Annotated in this window: 14 protein-coding genes; 1 reads left to right on the top strand and 13 read right to left on the bottom strand. The window is 63.6% G+C overall.

Translation table 11 applies throughout. The annotated features are described in order from the left end of the window. Positions 1–2: 2 nt before the first annotated feature. The 8 genes from EC912_RS02570 to EC912_RS02535 all read right to left on the bottom strand — a co-directional run bounded on the left by EC912_RS02570 (position 3) and on the right by EC912_RS02535 (position 9,514). Positions 3–380, bottom strand: a complete 378-nt coding sequence (locus EC912_RS02570; protein WP_132141560.1) for a DUF4845 domain-containing protein — start codon at positions 378–380, stop codon at positions 3–5. Positions 381–515: 135 nt separating this feature from the next. Beyond that, positions 516–1,415: a signal peptidase I gene (gene lepB / locus EC912_RS02565; RefSeq protein ID WP_132141559.1), complete on the bottom strand. Its 900-nt coding sequence runs from the start codon at positions 1,413–1,415 to the stop codon at positions 516–518. Positions 1,416–1,511: 96 nt separating this feature from the next. Continuing rightward, positions 1,512–3,302 carry a translation elongation factor 4 gene (gene lepA / locus EC912_RS02560; protein ID WP_132141558.1) on the bottom strand — a complete coding sequence of 597 codons (1,791 nt, stop codon included), beginning with the start codon at positions 3,300–3,302 and terminating at the stop codon, positions 1,512–1,514. Positions 3,303–3,457: 155 nt separating this feature from the next. Beyond that, positions 3,458–4,873, bottom strand: coding sequence for a Do family serine endopeptidase (locus tag EC912_RS02555; protein WP_243649106.1), 1,416 nt, complete (start codon positions 4,871–4,873; stop codon positions 3,458–3,460). Positions 4,874–4,987: 114 nt separating this feature from the next. Next, positions 4,988–5,677, bottom strand: coding sequence for a sigma-E factor negative regulatory protein (locus tag EC912_RS02550; RefSeq protein WP_132141556.1), 690 nt, complete (start codon positions 5,675–5,677; stop codon positions 4,988–4,990). Beyond that, positions 5,674–6,270 carry an RNA polymerase sigma factor RpoE gene (rpoE, locus tag EC912_RS02545; RefSeq protein WP_132141555.1) on the bottom strand — a complete coding sequence of 199 codons (597 nt, stop codon included), beginning with the start codon at positions 6,268–6,270 and terminating at the stop codon, positions 5,674–5,676. The genes EC912_RS02550 and rpoE overlap by 4 nt, the downstream gene beginning before the upstream one ends. Before the next feature lie 170 nt (positions 6,271–6,440). Further along, entirely contained in the window at positions 6,441–9,035 is a 2,595-nt protein-coding gene (locus EC912_RS02540; protein WP_132141554.1) for a putative bifunctional diguanylate cyclase/phosphodiesterase, read from the bottom strand. Then, positions 9,032–9,514 carry a hypothetical protein gene (locus EC912_RS02535; RefSeq protein ID WP_132141553.1) on the bottom strand — a complete coding sequence of 161 codons (483 nt, stop codon included), beginning with the start codon at positions 9,512–9,514 and terminating at the stop codon, positions 9,032–9,034. Before EC912_RS02535 ends, EC912_RS02540 begins: the two co-directional genes overlap by 4 nt. A gap of 144 nt (positions 9,515–9,658) precedes the next feature. Between EC912_RS02535 and EC912_RS02530 the strand changes: the two genes are divergently transcribed. Beyond that, positions 9,659–11,716, top strand: coding sequence for a 3-hydroxyacyl-CoA dehydrogenase NAD-binding domain-containing protein (locus EC912_RS02530; protein WP_132141552.1), 2,058 nt, complete (start codon positions 9,659–9,661; stop codon positions 11,714–11,716). 797 nt (positions 11,717–12,513) lie between these two features. On the opposite strand, the gene EC912_RS02525 is transcribed toward EC912_RS02530, so the two are convergent. From EC912_RS02525 to EC912_RS02505, 5 genes are all read right to left on the bottom strand, one after another. Continuing rightward, positions 12,514–13,167, bottom strand: coding sequence for a DUF2058 family protein (locus EC912_RS02525; RefSeq protein ID WP_132141551.1), 654 nt, complete (start codon positions 13,165–13,167; stop codon positions 12,514–12,516). 16 nt (positions 13,168–13,183) lie between these two features. Continuing rightward, on the bottom strand, positions 13,184–13,399 hold the full coding sequence (locus EC912_RS02520) for a SlyX family protein (RefSeq protein ID WP_132141550.1): 216 nt from the start codon (positions 13,397–13,399) through the stop codon (positions 13,184–13,186). Continuing rightward, a complete protein-coding gene (locus EC912_RS02515) occupies positions 13,396–14,739 on the bottom strand; it encodes a UDP-glucose dehydrogenase family protein (protein ID WP_132141549.1) in 1,344 nt (447 codons plus the stop codon). The genes EC912_RS02520 and EC912_RS02515 overlap by 4 nt, the downstream gene beginning before the upstream one ends. A 133-nt stretch (positions 14,740–14,872) precedes the next feature. Further along, positions 14,873–15,646, bottom strand: a complete 774-nt coding sequence (locus tag EC912_RS02510) for an FKBP-type peptidyl-prolyl cis-trans isomerase (RefSeq protein ID WP_132141548.1) — start codon at positions 15,644–15,646, stop codon at positions 14,873–14,875. 145 nt (positions 15,647–15,791) lie between these two features. Further along, a complete protein-coding gene (locus tag EC912_RS02505; protein ID WP_132141547.1) occupies positions 15,792–17,555 on the bottom strand; it encodes a cation:proton antiporter in 1,764 nt (587 codons plus the stop codon). Positions 17,556–17,728 lie beyond the last annotated feature (173 nt).

Genomic DNA, 17,728 nt, shown 5'->3' with positions numbered 1-17,728 from the left:
CCTCATTGGAGCACGTTGCCCTTCAGCTGCACGGACTTTTCGAAGTGCAGCAGGAAAGCGATGTTATAGATGAACGGTATCTTCTTATCGTACGCCACCGTCAGCTGGGCGCCATTGTTGGCCCGCGACACGGTGATGTTGGCGGGCTTGATCGTGGCGTCGTCCACGTACTGGAAACTCAGCTTGTAGAGGAGATCGCGACGCAGCGTGTCCAGCGTCATGCCATCGCCACTCTCGGTTTCCTGGTTCATCGCTTTCACGACGCCCATGTATTCGATGTACGAGGGCACCAGTTTCATGCCCATGAAGGCAAAGAAACCAAGTACGAACAACACCATGACAAAACCGATGAGCGTGATGCCCGACTGCTTAGACTTCATAATCCCCGTCCCGCCGCTGAAGAGCGGCTCCCCTGTGGTTGACGCCAACGAACGGAGCCGCGCAACGCGCGGCCCCGAGCGGAGATTACCTTGTCTGGGACGGCAGGCAAGCGCAAAGGCGTGCCGCACGTCGCATTAATGAATGACCTTCCCCATCTTCGACCAGTCGAAGAACCCATTGGACGGACCGCGCCACGCCAGCCAGACGAAGAACGCCTTGCCCACCAGATTCTGCTCGGGCATGCAGCCCCACCAGCGGCTGTCGGTACTGTTGTTGCGGTTGTCGCCCATGACGATATAGCAACCCTTCGGCACCTCGGACGGCACGGCGGCGTTCGGGATATCCATGGGCGGGCTATAGGCCGGCATCTGCGCCATCAGATGGTTCACGCTGCCCAGGTGCTCGGTATATACCTTCGCGCCATAGGTCAGCATCAGACGATCCTCGGGACGATTCGGGTTGCCCTTGTACGGTCCGATTTCGTCGGCGCCGACGCGCTCGCCGTTGATGTAGAGCTCGCTGCCACGGGTTTCGATGCGGTCGCCCGGCAGGCCGATCACACGCTTGATCCAGTTCTGGCCGGGGACGGGGGCGTGCGGATCCTGGCAGGTTATGTCGGCGCTACGCACCGCCTTGCCGTTCTCGTCCGCGCAGACATAACCCGGGAAACGGAAGACGACCACGTCGCCGCGCTTCGGCTCGCCCATATCGAGCAGCTTGTTGTTGAACGCCGGCATCCTGAGACCGTAGGAAAACTTATTGACCAGGATGAAGTCGCCTACATCCAGCGTCGGCATCATCGAGCCGGACGGGATGCGAAAGGGTTCGGCCACGAACGAACGCAGCAGCAGAACCACGAGGATCACCGGAAACAGCGAGCGAGCCCAGTCGACCGGCCACGGCTCGGGCTGTTCGGCGCCGCTCGATTCGGCCCGCGCTTTGCGCGCCTTGTAGAAAAACAGGCGGTCCAGCAGCCAGACGACACCGAACAGTACCGTCAGGCCAAGAAGGATCGCTGAAAAATCGAAGTCCATGCCAGCTCCATCACTACGTTGACGGGTTTTCCCCGCTATTTCCGGCGCGGTGTATGTCCGGCCAGTCCTTAGCCAACGCGCTGATCCCTCGCGCGCTTACTTGTCCACTTTCAGTACGGCCAGGAAAGCTTCCTGTGGAATTTCCACGTTGCCGACCTGCTTCATGCGCTTCTTGCCTTCTTTCTGTTTCTCGAGCAGTTTCTTCTTGCGCGAGACGTCGCCGCCATAGCACTTTGCCAGAACGTTCTTACGCAAGGCTTTCACCGTGGAACGCGCGATTACCGCAGCGCCGATGGCGGCCTGGATCGCTACGTCGAACTGCTGACGGGGAATCAGTTCCTTCATCCGCTCGACCAGATCGCGGCCACGGCGGTCGGCATGCGACCGGTGCACGATCAGGCTGAGCGCATCGACGCGATCGCCATTGATGAGGATGTCCACACGGACGAACGGGCCCGCGTCGAAACGCTCCAGGTGATAGTCCATCGACGCATAACCGCGCGATACCGACTTCAGGCGATCGAAGAAATCGAGCACGACTTCGGCCAGCGGCAGCTCGTAACTGACCTGCACCTGGGTGGCCAGGTATTGGATGGAACGCTGCACGCCACGCTTTTCCTCGCACAACGTAATGATGTTGCCGACATAGGCGCTGGGCGTGAGGATGGTCGCGACGATGATCGGCTCGCGGATCTCCTGGATCTGCGGAATCGGCGGCAGCTTCGCGGGATTGTCCAACGAAAGAATGCTGCCGTCGGTCTTCAGCACTTCGTACACGACGGTCGGTGCCGTGGTGATGAGGTTGAGATCGTATTCGCGCTCCAGGCGTTCCTGCACGATCTCCATGTGCAACATGCCAAGGAAGCCGCAGCGGAAACCGAAACCCATCGCTTCGGAGCTTTCAGGTTCGAAGAACATCGCGGCGTCGTTCAGACGCAGCTTTTCGAGCGCTTCGCGCAGCGCCGGATAGTCGTCGGCCGACACCGGAAACAGGCCCGCGAACACGCGCGGCTGCATGGTCTGGAAACCGGGAAGCGGCTTGTCGGCGGGCTTGCTGGCAAGCGTGAGCGTGTCGCCTACCGGGGCGCCATGCACGTCCTTGATCGACGCGTTGATCCAACCCACTTCGCCCGCCCCCAGGGTCGGGAGCTTCTTCAGCTTGGGCGTGAACACACCGACGGCATCGACGAGGTGGGTACGCCCGGTCGACATGACAAGAATCTTGTCGCCGGGCTTGATCTCGCCCTGCATCACGCGCACGAGCGACACGACGCCCAGGTAATTGTCGAACCAGGAATCGATGATCAGCGCCTGCAGACGATCGGTATCGCGCGGCTTCGGCGGCGGAATGCGGTGAATGATCGCTTCCAGTACCTCGATCACGTTCTCGCCCGTCTTGGCGCTGACCGCGATGGCTTCGCTGGCGTCGATACCGATGACCGCCTCGATTTCGGCTTTCGCCTTTTCCGGGTCGGCCGTGGGCAGATCGATCTTGTTCAGCACCGGCACGACCTCGAGGCCCTGCTCGATGGCGGTATAGCAGTTGGCGACCGACTGGGCTTCGACACCCTGTGCCGCGTCGACCACCAGCAGCGCGCCTTCGCAGGCGGCCAGCGAGCGGCTGACTTCGTACGAGAAATCGACGTGACCCGGGGTATCGATGAAATTGAGCTGGTAGGTCTTGCCGTCGCGCGCCGTGTACGGCAGCGAGACCGACTGGGCCTTGATGGTGATGCCACGCTCGCGCTCGATCGGGTTGTTGTCCAGGACCTGCGCTTCCATTTCGCGCTCGGTCAAGCCACCACAGATCTGGATGATGCGATCGGCCAGCGTCGACTTGCCATGGTCGATATGGGCAATGATGGAGAAGTTGCGGATGAGTTCCATTGAGCGCCGTTATTACGTTCACCGTCGTCCGCGGCGCGAACGACGTCGCGCCGCCCTAAGGCAGCGCGAATCGGGGGATTATCGCATGGAAGGCACGATTCCGCCGCCGAAAGCATCCGCGGGCGAAACAATCGCCCACGGATGGACTCCAATCGTCAGCGGAGCGCGGGAACCGTCAGCGCCATGAACCGGGTCGCATCGTCCCGGCGCACGAGCAGCATGGCGGTATCGCCGGGCTTGACCCCCTTTGCGGCCTCGCGGAAGTCGGATGCGCTGCCAATACGCTTCTGATTGACCATCAGCACGATGTCGCCCGGCTGCAGGCCCGAGGCCGCCGCCACGCGCGCCTCGGCCCGACTGATCACGACACCCTCGCCCGCTTTGAGCCCCAGTTGGCTCCGGGTCGCCGGATCGATGTCCTGCACGGCAAGGCCCAGGCCTGCAACCGCGTTCGCCGCAGCCTTGCCACCCGCGCCCGCATGGGCGACGGCGGTCTTGTCGCGCGGCATTTCACCGACTTTCACGTCCAGCGACTGTTTTTTGCCATCGCGCAGGATGTCGACTTTCGCCGTCGTGCCCGGCCGGGTGATGCCGACGAGCGGCGGAAGATCGGCCGCCTGGGTAATGGCCTGTCCGTTGAAAGCAAGAATGACGTCGCCCTGCCGTAGCCCGGCCTTCGCCGCGCCACTCTCCGCCGTGACTTCCGCGACCAGTGCGCCGCTGGCATTGGGCAGGTCCAGATTCTTCACGAACTGATCGACCGGCTGGACCCTGACGCCGAGCATGCCGCGCGACACATAGCCCTTGTCCTTGATCTGCTGGACGACATTCATCGCCACGTCGATCGGAATGGAAAACGCCACGCCCTGATAGCCGCCGGTGCTCGAATAGATCTGCGAGTTCACACCCACGACCTGCCCTTGCAGGTTGAACAGGGGACCGCCCGAGTTGCCGCGATTGATCGGCACGTCGGTCTGGATGAAAGAGGTATAGGGCTGATCGCCACTACCGAGATTGCGGCCCACGGCACTGACGATGCCCTGCGTCACGGTGTAGTCGAAACCGAAGGGCGACCCGATCGCGAGAACCCACTGACCCGCCTTGAGCTGTCGCGAATCGCCGATGGAAACCGCCTGCAGCGAACCGGCATCGACCTTCAGCAAGGCAATGTCGTACTGGGGATCGGTGCCGACGACTTTCGCGGTGAGCGTGCGGCGATCCTGCAGGCGCACCTGCACTTCGTCCGCGTCGTCCACGACGTGGCTATTGGTCAGTACGTAACCATCGGAGGAAATGATGAACCCCGAACCGAGCGAGGTGCGTTCCTGCGGCGTGGGGACCATCGGCATACCGAAGAACCGGCGAAAAATCTCGGCCTGATCGTCCGGCATATCCTGCGCGCCACTGCGTGGCGTGGTGCGGCTGCCGCTCGACTTGGCCTCGACATGCACGACCGCGGACGCATTCTTTTCGACAATACCGGTGAAATCCGGCAGTGACTGCGCGTTCGCGCCGGCCGCGACAATCAACAGCGCGGCGGCCAACGCCGGGCGCGTACTCCAGTGGCTCATTGCGTACCTCCTCTTTTCCATAGAGCCCGTGCGGCGAAGCCGCACGATTTAAGATACCGAGGTAAAAAAGGACGCGGCAACACCTGCCGCGTCCGGGCGGATCGCGGGTCGGCCCTAGCGGGCTTCGACCTGCGGTTCCGCGAGCGGCTGCACGTAACGGCTGCCGTCGGGACGAACGAGAAGAATGTAGTTGCTGCCGGAAGCCTCGACCGCGCGGGTACCGTGGATCTGGTACGGCATGACCCGCGTCAGGTAAGAGGAATCGCTCTCGGAACCGCTACCGAACGCCGCTTTCTGGGTGAACTGCGAGACCGAGGTGCCGCCACTCAACCACTGCGGTACGGTGGGGGCGCCAGGGGGCTGCGCAACATGACCGGCATCGGCGATGGCGTTGCCCGAAACGGTGCCAGCCTGTGTCCCGGCCTGTGCCACGCCCGTCGTTACACCACGTTCGGCCGGCTGCGTGAACATCAGGGCCGCTACGGCAACGCTGGCTGCGATAGCACCGCCAGCGGACCACTGCAGCCAGCGACGACGCGGCTCCATGCGCGCGACGGTGCGAGCCGGTGCCGTGGCGACGGCGATGTCCTCGGCGTCGATGGCCGCCATCACACGACTGGCGAAATCGGCCGAAACGGAGGGTTCGAGCTGTCCACGCAGACCATCGCGAGCAACGTGATAACGAGACCACGCCTGTACCAGCGTCTGGTCGCTATCCAGCCGCCGCAGAAGAAAACGGATTTCCTCGCGCGAGAGTTCTCCGTCCATACCGGCGGAGAGAATGTCCCGATTGGCTTCACTCATGGCTTGTGATCCTCGCGGTCGGACAGTAGCGGCCGCAGTTTTTCGTCGATGGCTTCGCGAGCCCTGAAAATACGCGATCGGACGGTTCCAATGGGACAGTCCATGATGGCGGCGATTTCCTCGTAACTTTTGCCGTCCACCTCGCGCAACGTGATCGCGGCCCGAAGTTCCTCGGGCAAGGCTTGGACAGTGGCAAACACGGTTTGTTCCACTTGTTCCCGCATCATTTCCCGCTCCGGGGTGGCTCCCTCGTGAAGGCGGGTGGCTCCCGGGACGTAAACGGCGTCCTCGATGTCGATATCGCCTGTCGGAGGCCGGCGACCCATCGCAACGAGATGATTTTTCGCGGTATTTACCGCGATCTTGTATAGCCAGGTATAGAACGCGCTTTCGCCACGGAACGAAGCGATCGCCCGCCAGGCGCGCACGAACGCTTCCTGGGCAATGTCCTCGCACTCCGATCTGTCGTGTACGTACCGGGAAATCAGTGCCACCACCTTGTGCTGGTACTTGCGCACCAGAAGGTCGAACGCCCGTTTGTCTCCGCTCTGCACGCGCTCGACGAGTGCCTGGTCCAGTTCGTTTTCGCCCATCCGGGCTTTTCTCCTTAGCGCTGTGCCATGGGCCATGGGTACGGGCGGTGTTCAGACAAGCATCCACTCGCCAAGTTCATTGCCACCGTACCGGTCCCGCGACAATCACGGGGTCGAAGGCCATCGACCATCCTACTACCCCAGCGGGATGGGGCTCTGCCGACGGCGTATCAAGCACTGCCCACCGGGGACAGTCCTTCGGTAAGCAGACGCTGGCGTTCCGCGAGCAGTTTCTCGAAAGCCGCCGTGGGAAGCGGGCGGCAGAACAGATAGCCCTGGAGTTCGTCGCAACCGTTAGCACGCAGGAAATTCAGGTGCTGCTCGATCTCGACGCCTTCGGCGACCACACCGCGTTTCAGGCGATGAGCCATGTCGATCGTCGCCCTGACGATAGCCTCGTCGTCCGGATCGACGCCAATGTTGCGCACGAAGCTCTGGTCGATCTTGATGCGATCGGCAGGCAACCGGCGCAGATAGTCCAGCGATGCGGCACCGGTGCCGAAGTCGTCGATGGCGATCCGGCATCCCATGGCGTGCAGCGCGTCGAGGCTTTCGACCAGATGCGGCACCGTCTTCACGCTGATGCTTTCGGTGACCTCGAGTTCGAGGCAGGACGGATCGAGCCCCGTATCGGTGAGCGCATTGGCCACGGTCGCCACGAGGTTCGGCTGCATCAGCTGAACCGCCGAGAGGTTCACGCCCAGACGGAGATGCAAGCCGAACATTTTTTCCCATACGTGCGCCTGGGCACAGGCCGTGCGCATCACCCACTCGCCGATCGAAACGATCAGTCCGCTCGCTTCCGCCAGCGGAATGAAAAACGCCGGCGAGATGGTGCCCAGTTCCGGATGCTCCCAACGCACCAGTGCTTCCATGCCCACGATGTCTTCGGTGAGCGTGTCGACCTGCGGCTGGTAGAACACGCGCAGCTCGCCATTGCGTTCGGCATGGCGAAGTTTCGCCTTCAGCGCAACGTGCTGCTGCTGCGAAAGGTCGGCGCTTGGCGCATAAATCTGGAAGTTGTTCCGGCCAAGACTCTTGGCGCCATACATGGCTTCGTCGGCGTGACGCAGAAGCGTCTCGCCGTCCGCGGCATCGTCCGGGAAGAACGCCACACCGATCGACACCGTGATTTGCAATTCCGAACCGTCGTCGAGCGGCAACGGAGTTTCCATCACCTGCACGATTTTCTCGGCGATGCGCAGCACATCGTCGCGCTTGATGATGTGCCTGAGGATCAGGGTAAATTCGTCGCCCGCGTAACGGGCCACCGTATCGGACGCGCGTACGCTGGCACGAAGCCTTCTGGCTACGGCGGCCAGCACCTGGTCGCCGACGCTGTGGCCGAGCGTATCGTTGATGCTCTTGAAACGATCCAGGTCGACGAACAACGCGGCGAAGCACTCGCCGGTGCGCTGCGCTTCGCGGATGGTGGTGTCGAGACGGTCGTTGAACAGCAGGCGATTGGGCAATCCGGTCAGACCGTCCAGCAAACCCTTCGCCCGCCCCTGCTCCCGCGTGCGGCGCAATTCAAGCGAGGATGCGAAACGGGAAGACGCGGCACGCAAGGCGGGCTCCAGCACGCGCGCATCGTCCAGCGCGCGGCGCCGGCCCACGAAGATCGCGCCGAGTACAGCCCTGCGTTCGTCGTTGAGAGGAAGGAACGCAAACGATTGCAGGCCCAGCGCCTCGATGAGCGGATCGGCCACCCGGCCCGTTTCGCCCGGTTGCAGACGCACGACGGCTTCGCCGGCCAGACATGTTTTCAGCAACGACAGACTGCCTTCGTCCGGCCACGCGACCGTGCCAGGGCCGTTCCACAGACGGATAAGCGGCGGCGCGGGCGCATCGCCCTCGGTCACTCCCGCCCAGATCGCCACGACGTCCAGATCCAGCGCATCGGCCAGCATGGCCGCCGCCTCGCCCATGCCTTCGTCGTCGCTGGCCGAAGCGTCCAGCAGCGAAAGCAGCGACAGCGCGCGCTCGGCCATTTCGCTCGTACGGAAATCGCGAAACGCCACGGCGACCCGCTGTTCGCCAGCGTGCACGATGCGGCGAATATCGAGTTCGCCGGTGATATCGGCGCCGTCCGGGCGACGAACCGCGCAGGCGATGCCATCGGCGTCCCGCTGTGGCCAGGTCACGCCGCTGGCAAGCCGGAACAGATCGGAAAGTGCCAGATCGCCAAGAAGGAAGGTCGCATCGCCGAACAGCCGTGCGAACGCTTCGCCCACCTCCACGATGCGGCCGGTGCCGGCGGCCGCCATCACCCAGGCGCAGCCCGAATCGAAAGCGAAACGATAGTCCGAACCGTCCGTCGCCGGCGCCATTGCCGGTGTGGCTGGCGTAAGCGCAACCGTGCGAACGTTTTTCTGCGCGGGCGCGGAGGCCATGGCCCGTAGCGCGCGCGGCAGGAGTTCATCGGACAGCGCCGCCGCCCGGACCCAGTCGGCGGCGTCGGCGGGCATGGACGAAAGCGCCAGGCCCTCTTCCACTACACAGATCAACGGTAGCCCGGCATAAGCCGTCGCGGTACGCAGGTGCCCGATGGCATCGAACGCATCCTGGCTACCGTCGATGGCCACGACCATCAGGGACAGCGCAGGATGATCCGCCAGCAGACTGCGCAGATGCACGGTATCGCGGGCGCTCAGCAGCAGGAAATCGCCACCGGCGTCCAGCGCATCGAACATTGCGCGCCGCAGGTCGCGTCGTGGGGTGAAAATGACGATCCCTTTCGGGTCGTTTTGCGGATTCGCGCTCATACGACCCAGCGGCCATCGCGAAGACGCGGCCGGATCACGCGCAGGCGCCAGTCGGCATCGATACGGACGACCACGTTGTCCAGCGCGCCCAGCACCGTGGCGTTCACGCCCAGCAGGACCACACGGCGGACATGTTCCGTCTGCGCCCTGGCCAACTGCCGCAGGAGCGCGCTGTCGGTCGCACTGAGAACCGTATCGGGCATGTCCAGCAGATAGACGCCGAAATGCAGGCTCTGCAGGATGTAGCGCAACGCGTCGCCCAGACGTACGCAGCCCGGCACGCGCGCCTGGGCATCGCGCAGGCTGCACAGCCCTTCGCCCTGCCGCCACAGATAAACAGCCTGTCCCGTCCGGCGGGCAACCAGGCGGAACTGGTCCACCAGTACGGCGGAATCGCCCGTCTCCAACGCGACCAGTGGCCCGGCGGCGGACAGGATATGTTCGAAAACCTCGGTTCCCGTGTGCGCGTCGGTATGCATGACTCGTAAGGCTGCGGCGATTTCACAAGTATTGTGCCAATTCAGGTGCGCGCGCCAGATGGCGTTGCCGTTTTTGGGCGCCGTCTCGCATTCGGGGCGGCACAACGGTAAGGTGGCGCGATCACTCGCTATCGTCAGACCGCCATGTTCGAAGGACTGCGTTTCAAACACTGGAAAACCAGCGAGGACGAGAACGGCATCGTCGTCCTCACGCTCGACCGCGAGGGCAGCAGCGTCAACGCGCTTTCCCGCGAGGTGCTGGGCGAACTCGACGAGATCGTCGAGCGCCTGGCCATCGAGAATCCCCCGGGCGTCGTCATCCATTCGGCCAAGGCTTCCGGCTTCGCCGCCGGCGCCGACATCAAGGAATTCGTCGAATACGCCAAGGACGGCAGCGTCCTGGAAAGCATCGAGAACGGTCAGCGCATCTTCGAAAACCTGGCGCGCCTGCCCTGCCCGACCGTCGCCGCGATACACGGCGCGTGCATGGGTGGCGGTACCGAACTGGCGCTGGCCTGCCGGCTGCGCATCGCCGTGGACGACGAGAATACAAAGATCGGGCTTCCCGAAGTCATACTCGGCATCCACCCCGGCTGGGGCGGTACGGCGCGCCTGCCGCGTCTCATCGGCGCGCCGGACGCATTGCCGGCCATGCTGACCGGCAAGCCGTTCAATGCACGCCGCGCCCGCGCTGTCGGCCTGGTCGACCGCGTCGCCCGTCCGGACGAATTGCTGGCCGAAGCAAAGCATCTGCTGAAGCGTCCGGGCAAGAAGCCGTTCGCGTTGCGCGCGAAGGCCTGGGGCACGAACACCTGGATCGCGCGACAGATCCTCGCGCCCATCGTGCTGAAGCAAACCGCCGCAAAGGTCCGCAAGGAACACTACCCCGCACCGTTCGCCCTGATCGAAGTCTGGCGCCGTGGCGGCGGCAGCATCCAGCAGCGCCTGAAGCTGGAAGCGAAATCCGTTGCCAGGCTGGCCGAAACCTCCACCGCCCGCAATCTGATCCGCATCTTCTTCCTGCAGGAACGCCTGAAGGGCCTCGGCGGTGGCGCGGAACACGGGATCAAACACGTGCACGTGGTCGGTGCCGGCGTCATGGGGGGCGACATCGCCGCCTGGGCCGCGCTCAAGGGCTTCGAGGTCACGCTGCAGGATCGCGAACTGAAGTTCATCGAGCCCGCGCTGAAGCGTGCCCGCGCGATGTACGAAAAGAAGCTGAAGGCGCCGGCCAAGGTCGAGGCCGCTACGAAGCGACTGCGCGCCGATGTCGAAGGCAAAGGTATCGCCGAAGCCGACCTGGCCATCGAAGCGATCTTCGAAAATGCCGAAGCGAAACACGAGCTGTACGCCAAGATCGAACCGCAGTTCCAGGCGGACGAAATCCTCGCCACCAATACGTCCAGCATTCCGCTCGACGAACTGCGGCAAGGTCTGAGGGCGCCGCAGCGATTCCTCGGCCTGCACTTCTTCAACCCCGTCGCGCAGATGCCCCTTGTCGAAGTCGTGCGCCACGACGGGCTCGACCCCGCCATCGAGAAACGCGCGCTCGCCTTCTGCAAGGCCATCGGCAAGCTACCGGTGCCCGTGAAGGGCACCCCGGGCTTCCTGGTCAACCGAATTCTCATGCCATACCTGATGGAATCGATGCGCCTGTACAACGAGGGCGTACCGGGACCGGTGCTCGACCGCGAAGCGAAGAAGTTCGGCATGCCCATGGGACCGATCGAACTGGCGGACACCGTCGGTCTCGACGTCTGCGCGTCGGTGGGCAAGGAACTGGCCCCCTTCCTCGGACTGGACGTGCCGCAGGGTCTGGAAGAAAAGCTGCAGGCGAACAAGCGCGGCAAGAAAGACGGCGAAGGCCTGTATGTCTGGACGGATGGCAAGCCGGTGAAACCCGAAGTCGATCCGAACTACGTACCGCCGGCGGACGTCCAGGACCGCATGATCCTGCCCATGGTCAACGAAGCGGTTGCGTGCCTGGCCGAGGGCGTGGTCGACGACGCCGACCTACTCGATGCGGGCGTCATTTTCGGTACGGGTTTCGCGCCGTTCCGCGGCGGTCCGATTCAATACGTGCGTAGCGAAGGTCTCGCCGCCGTACGGGCACGCCTCGACAAGCTGACCGATCGCCACGGCGTCAGATTCAAGCCGAAGGAAGGTTGGGACAATCCGGTGCTTTCCCAGCCGGTGGCCTGAAAAAAAGCGCGCTCCGGCGCGCTTTTTTCTTCACGGAAGTTCGGGGAGCGGGCATAAAAAGGGTTCTTCGCGCACTACGGGGACGATCTCGCGCATCTGGGCGCTCTTCGGGTAAGGACAGCCGCTGGATGGCTCGTGTTGGCAGCGGCTTCGTCGGCTCACGCTCGTGCGTCGTGGAAGCCGCGACCGGGTTGGCCCTTGGGGCCTTCGGCGCCATCCCTGCGGGAGCGGGCCGTAGCTCCGCTTTCGCTCCAACGAGTCATCGCGGCCCTCGGCTAAGGCGGCCCCAAGGGCCAACCCGGCCACGGCACCGTCGGTTGCGGTTGGCTGTGGGCAGAGCACGAGCCGAGCACGTGGCGGGAGTGACCAGCATGCGGTCAGCTCTGTCCATGCATCGACGCCATGCTTTCCCCCACGTGACCGCCGCATCCGGAAGAGCCGTCGGCCACCACCCTCGATGCGACTTGCGGAACCGAGCGCTGCGGGCGGACCAGGCCCGCAGGGGGCGGACCTGGACGGTCCGCCGTTTTTGCTGAGGCAGGGAGGCCGAATCAAAAACCCCCGCCCGCAGCGCGGGCGCGACGGGGCGCAGCCATCAAACAAAAGCCGCGCAGCGGCTCCCCCTTCCCGAGCGACGGTGAAGCCGGAGCGTCGAGGGTGGTGGCCGACGGCTCTCCCCGAAGCGCCCGAGCGCGAACGCGATGGCAAAGCCGAGCCGCCCCCATAACGAGTGAAGAACCTTTTCTCAGCCGTTTCACACGTTTTCTGTAGAACCGATCACGGCGAAATGCGGACAATCACCACATCAGATCGTCAGGCACGCCGTCGTCGGCTTCGACGACCGCATTGGGATCGACCACCAGCGCGATCTGCTCCGGCGCGAACTCGCGAATCTGTTCCACCACCGAACGATCCAGCAGCAGGTAACGGCCGCCATGCTGCACGACGCCCAGCTCACCCGCATTGAGCGCGGCCAGCTGAGCCTCGTCGACATGCACGCGACGAATCTTGTCGCCATACGGGAAGTGGCGAACCTTATCCACATCGGGCTTGTTCAGTGCCTTACCGTTGAGCACTTGCTCCAGCTTGCGCTTGCGCTCCTTGCGCAACTGCGCCAGTTCGGCCGCTTCCTGCTCTACACGCTTGCGCTCGGCCGCTTCGGTCTGCGACCGGATGGCATAGGCTTTCGCCAGATCGATTTCGCCATCCTTGCGCGGAGCGGCGGCCTGCTGGGGACGCTGCGGCTTGCCGCCTTGCCCGCTTTTCGCCTGCGATGCTCCGCCCTGCCATTTCCTGGGGCCGGGACCGCCGCCCTGCGTTTTCCTGTTTGCAGGCGCGTTTTTGTTTGCGGGCGAACCGGTTTGCGGGCGCGGTGCCGGTGCACGCTTTTCTTCGCGGACCGGGGCGACGAAACCTGCTTTCAGCAGCTGGTCGCGTAGGGAATCTGCCATGTCTGTGCTCTTTCGTTCAGTAGTGCGGCGGCGGCGGTTCGGAGTGCGGATCGTTACCGAGCCCCGCGCGCATGTTGGACAGGTCGGAACGCAGATCGCGCATCGCGCGCTCCAGCGCAGCCAACCGTTGGGAGATTTCGACATCGGCCGACGACAGTCCGTTGACGGTGTCGTCGACGAAGGCCAGCTTGACCTCCAGTTCGGTGATGCGGCTTTCCAGCTCGGTACTCATGTCGCGTCACGCAGGCTGCGGCCGCGACCGATGCCGTAATAAGCCAGTCCGGCATCCTCGACCGCCACGGGATCGTAGAGATTGCGTCCGTCGAAAATGGCCGGCGTCTTCAGCAGACCGCGCACACGAGCGAAATCCGGACTGCGGAAAGCCTTCCACTCCGTGACGATCGCAAGCACGTCGGCACCTTCCAGCGCTTCGTACGGACGGTCGCACAGCACCAGGTCCGCACGCTCGCCGTAGATGCGTCGCGTCTCGTCGGCAGCTTCCGGATCGCAGGCGCGTACCGTCGCCCCCGCATTCCAAAGCTGCTCCATCAGACGCCGGCTGGATGCCTCGCGCATGTCGTCGGTATTCGGCTTGAACGCCAGGCCCCAGACCGCGACGGTCTTGCCCTTGAGGTCGCCACCGAAATGCCGGGAAATCAGTTCGAAGAGTTTGGCTTTCTGCGCATCGTTGACCGCCTCGACCGCATTGAGCAGCACCGCGTCGTAACCGTTCGCATGAGCGGTGCGACCCAGTGCCTGAACGTCCTTCGGAAAACACGATCCGCCATACCCCGCACCGGGGTAGATGAAGTGATAGCCGATACGAGGGTCCGAACCGATGCCCTGCCGGACCAGCTCGACGTCCGCGCCCACGCGCTCGGCGATGTTCGCGATCTCGTTCATGAAGCTGATCTTGGTCGCAAGCATGGCGTTGGCCGCGTACTTCGTCAGCTCCGCCGACCGCTCGTCCATCACCACCATGCGGTCGTGATTGCGGTTGAACGGCGCGTAGAGCTTGCGCAGCAGCGCAACAGCGCGAGGGCTGGACGCACCGACGATGATGCGGTCGGGACGCAGGCAGTCTTCGACCGCGTCGCCTTCCTTCAGGAATTCGGGATTGGATACCACGTCGAACTCGACCTGGGAATCGCGCGCCTTCAGACGCGCCGCGACCGCCGCGCGAACGCGATCCGCCGTACCGACGGGTACCGTCGACTTGTTCACGACGATGGCATAACGATCGAGGTTGTCGCCGATCGTGTTGGCGACGGCGAGCACATACTTGAGGTCCGCACTGCCGTCCTCGTCCGGAGGCGTGCCAACGGCGATGAAAAGAATGTCGCCGTGCGCGATAGCCGGCGCGGCGTCGGTGGTGAAATCCAGACGCCCTTCCTCGCGATTGCGCTTCACCATCGGCTCGAGGCCGGGCTCGTAGATCGGCACGTCGCCCTGTTTCAGGCGCTCGACCTTGCCGGCATCGATATCCACGCAAACGACGTGGTTACCCATTTCCGCGAGACACGCGCCCGTGACAAGGCCCACGTATCCGGTTCCGAAAATCGTAACTTTCATGACATTCCCTGGCGCCGGGAAAGCGCCGCGATGGAACGGCGCATTGTAGAAGACGTACGGGCGAGGCGCGAGACACCCAAAGAAAAAGGGCGCGGATCGCTCCGCGCCCTTCGTCAGACCAGCGAGGGGGCGATTACTTGCCCGCTGCGCCAGGCTGCGGACCCTGACCCGCCGGGGTCGGACCCGTCTTGACCAGTTCCACGTCGAAGATGATCGTCGCGTTCGGCGGGAAGCCGTTTTCCGGCTTGGCGCCGTAAGCGATGTTCGACGGGATGAACAGCTTGTACTTGCCGCCGGTCTGCATCAGCTGCAGGCCTTCGCGGAAGCCCGGGATCACCGCGGCGAGCGGAATCTGGGCAGCAGCAGCGCCCGGATGATCGGCCGACGAATCGAACTTCTCACCGTTCACGAACGTACCGGTGTAGTTGATCGTGACCGTGTCGTTCGGACCCGGACGCTGACCGGTACCGGCCTGGACGACCTGGTACTGCAGGCCCGACGAGGTGACCTTCACGCCCGCAGCGGACTTGTTCTTCGCGAGGAACGCGTCGCCTTCGGTCTTGTTCTGGGCGGCAACCTTGTTGTACTCGGCTTCGGCCTTGACCTTCAGCTGAGCCACGAAGGCTTCACGAACCTGCTTGGCTTCGGCTTCCGTCATGGTCGGCTTCTGGCCCGAGAGGGCCGCCTGCAGCGCCTTGGCGACGGTGGCAGCATCCACTTCCTTCGCGACGAGCGGCGGCAGCGAGCTGGCAAGATCCCAACCCACGACGTAGCTGGCCTTGGTTTTGTCGACCGCGCCTGCCGGAGCAGCGGCCGGCTTGGCGGCCTGGGCGTATGCGCCCGCGGTCATGCCCAGCGCAACAGCCAGCGCGGCGGCCGTCATCGTGGGACGCAAAAAGTGCTTCATTCGATACTCCCTCATTCTTGAAAGATTCGGCGACGCCGGTACACCTCCTTGTGGAGGCAGAACGCCATTGTGCGGTGGTTCGCGCCCAGCTTGCAATGACGGTGGGTGGGACAAGGTTCACAAGAAATAGTTCATCGCGGGCTGCTTATTCCTCCGGAGCGTGCCCGGGTTTGTCCAGCGTGTCCCGCAGCGCCGCCTGAAGCCGTGCGTGAACCTGAACAAGTACGCGCCATAACAGCCATGTGAGGCCGATGCCGATGGCCACGATGACCAGTGCCACTTCGCGCGGCGGAAGGATCGTAGAGGCGAGCGCGGCCACCAGCAGGCCAAGGATCAACATGACCATCACGGGAATGATCCGGGCGAGCATGCTGCGGATCGCAAAATTTCGCGCCCCGCCTACTCGCTCGGGAATACCCAGCTCCGCCAGCAGCATGCCCAGTGCGCCCGCCTTTCGATAGGCAGCGACAATCATCGGCAACGACAGCAGTGCCGCGAGCGACCAGGCCAGGCTGCGCTTGACGGTCGGCTGGCCGGCCAGCAAATCCAGGTGCAGGAATCCGCGCCGATAGGCGAAGGCGACGATGATGAATACGGCGATCACCAGCATCATGTTGATGATCACGTGCCATACGAGGCGGCGGATCATCTTCATGACGATGGCGCCCTGCCCCGACAGCCCCAGATTGCCCATCCAGTCCGTATAGGCATTGGCCACGCCCGTCACCCGCCCCGGCAGGTGCCGCGACAGGAAGCCCGCCAACGGGTCCGATCCGCGGATCAGGTACGGCGTAAGGAAGGTCGTGAGAGCCGACACGGCGACCGCGACCGGGTAGAGGAAGTTACTGGTGACCTTGAGCGTGAGACCCAGCGACGCGATGACGAACGAGAATTCGCCGATCTGCGCCAGACCCATGCCGACCCGCAGCGATGTCCGGCCGTCATTGCCGGCGACGAAGCTGCCAAAGCTGCAGGTCACCACCTTTCCGACCACGACCGCGATGGTGACGATGAAGATCGGCCATGCGTATTCCATCAGCAACGCCGGGTCGATCAACATGCCGATGGCGACGAAGAAGATGGCGCTGAACATGTCGCGCACCGGCATGATGATGCGCTCGACGCGCGCCACGCTTTCGGATTCGGCCACGATCGCGCCGATCATGAAAGCGCCCAGCGCGACGCTGTAACCCAGCTCGGTCACCAGCAGGCAGAAGCCAAAGCAGATGCCCAGTACGGCAACCAGCAGCACGTCGTTGCGGCTGACGCGCGCGATGTAGTCGACCACGCGCGGTACCAGCAGCAGGCCGACCACCAGCGACACCGCCATGAACAGCCCCAGCCGGCCAACGGCGGCGAAAGCATCGGCGGCTTCGACGCCGCCGGTACTGGCGATACCGGTAAGCAGCGCCATCAGGACGATGGCGAGCAGGTCTTCGACGATCAGGATGCCGAACATCAGCTGGGCGAAACGCTCGCGCTTCAGCCCCAGGTCCTCGAGCGCCTTCATGATGATGGTGGTCGAGGAAATCGACAGCATCGCGCCGAGGAACAGCGAGTCCATCGCCGACCAGGCGAAGAACCGGCCGATCTCGTAACCGATCCATACCATCAGCACGATTTCCGCGAACGCCGCGACCAGGGCGGCGCCGCCGACGGCGCGAAGTTTCTTCAGGCTGAACTCGAGGCCCAGCGCGAACAGCAGCAAGATCATGCCAAGTTCGGACAACGTACGGATCGTCTGCTCTTCATGGATGAAGATGACCGGCAGCGTGTGCGGTCCGATCAACAAGCCCGCGATGATGTAGCCGAGCACGACCGGCTGGCGCAGACGCTGGAACAAAACGGTGGTAAGCCCGGCGACAAGCATCACCGTGGCGAGATCCTGGATGAAAACGAGTTCGTGCATGCGCATCCCTTATTGCGAAGGGACAGGTTAACAATTGCGTTCGCATTGCGGACGCACCCGGACCCGGTACGTCATTAAAAATTTCTCGCCGCATCGACGCGAGGCGCGCGAACCTAAATACGCGCCACGATTGATCATTCCTATTTGTGTGAAATTTTTTCGAAAAAAAGTGT

It is taken from the genome of Luteibacter rhizovicinus (genome assembly GCF_004342265.1).
Taxonomy (GTDB): domain Bacteria; phylum Pseudomonadota; class Gammaproteobacteria; order Xanthomonadales; family Rhodanobacteraceae; genus Luteibacter; species Luteibacter rhizovicinus_B.
Note: the sequence above shows the minus strand (reverse complement) of the source record. Positions and strands in the feature narration are given on the sequence as shown.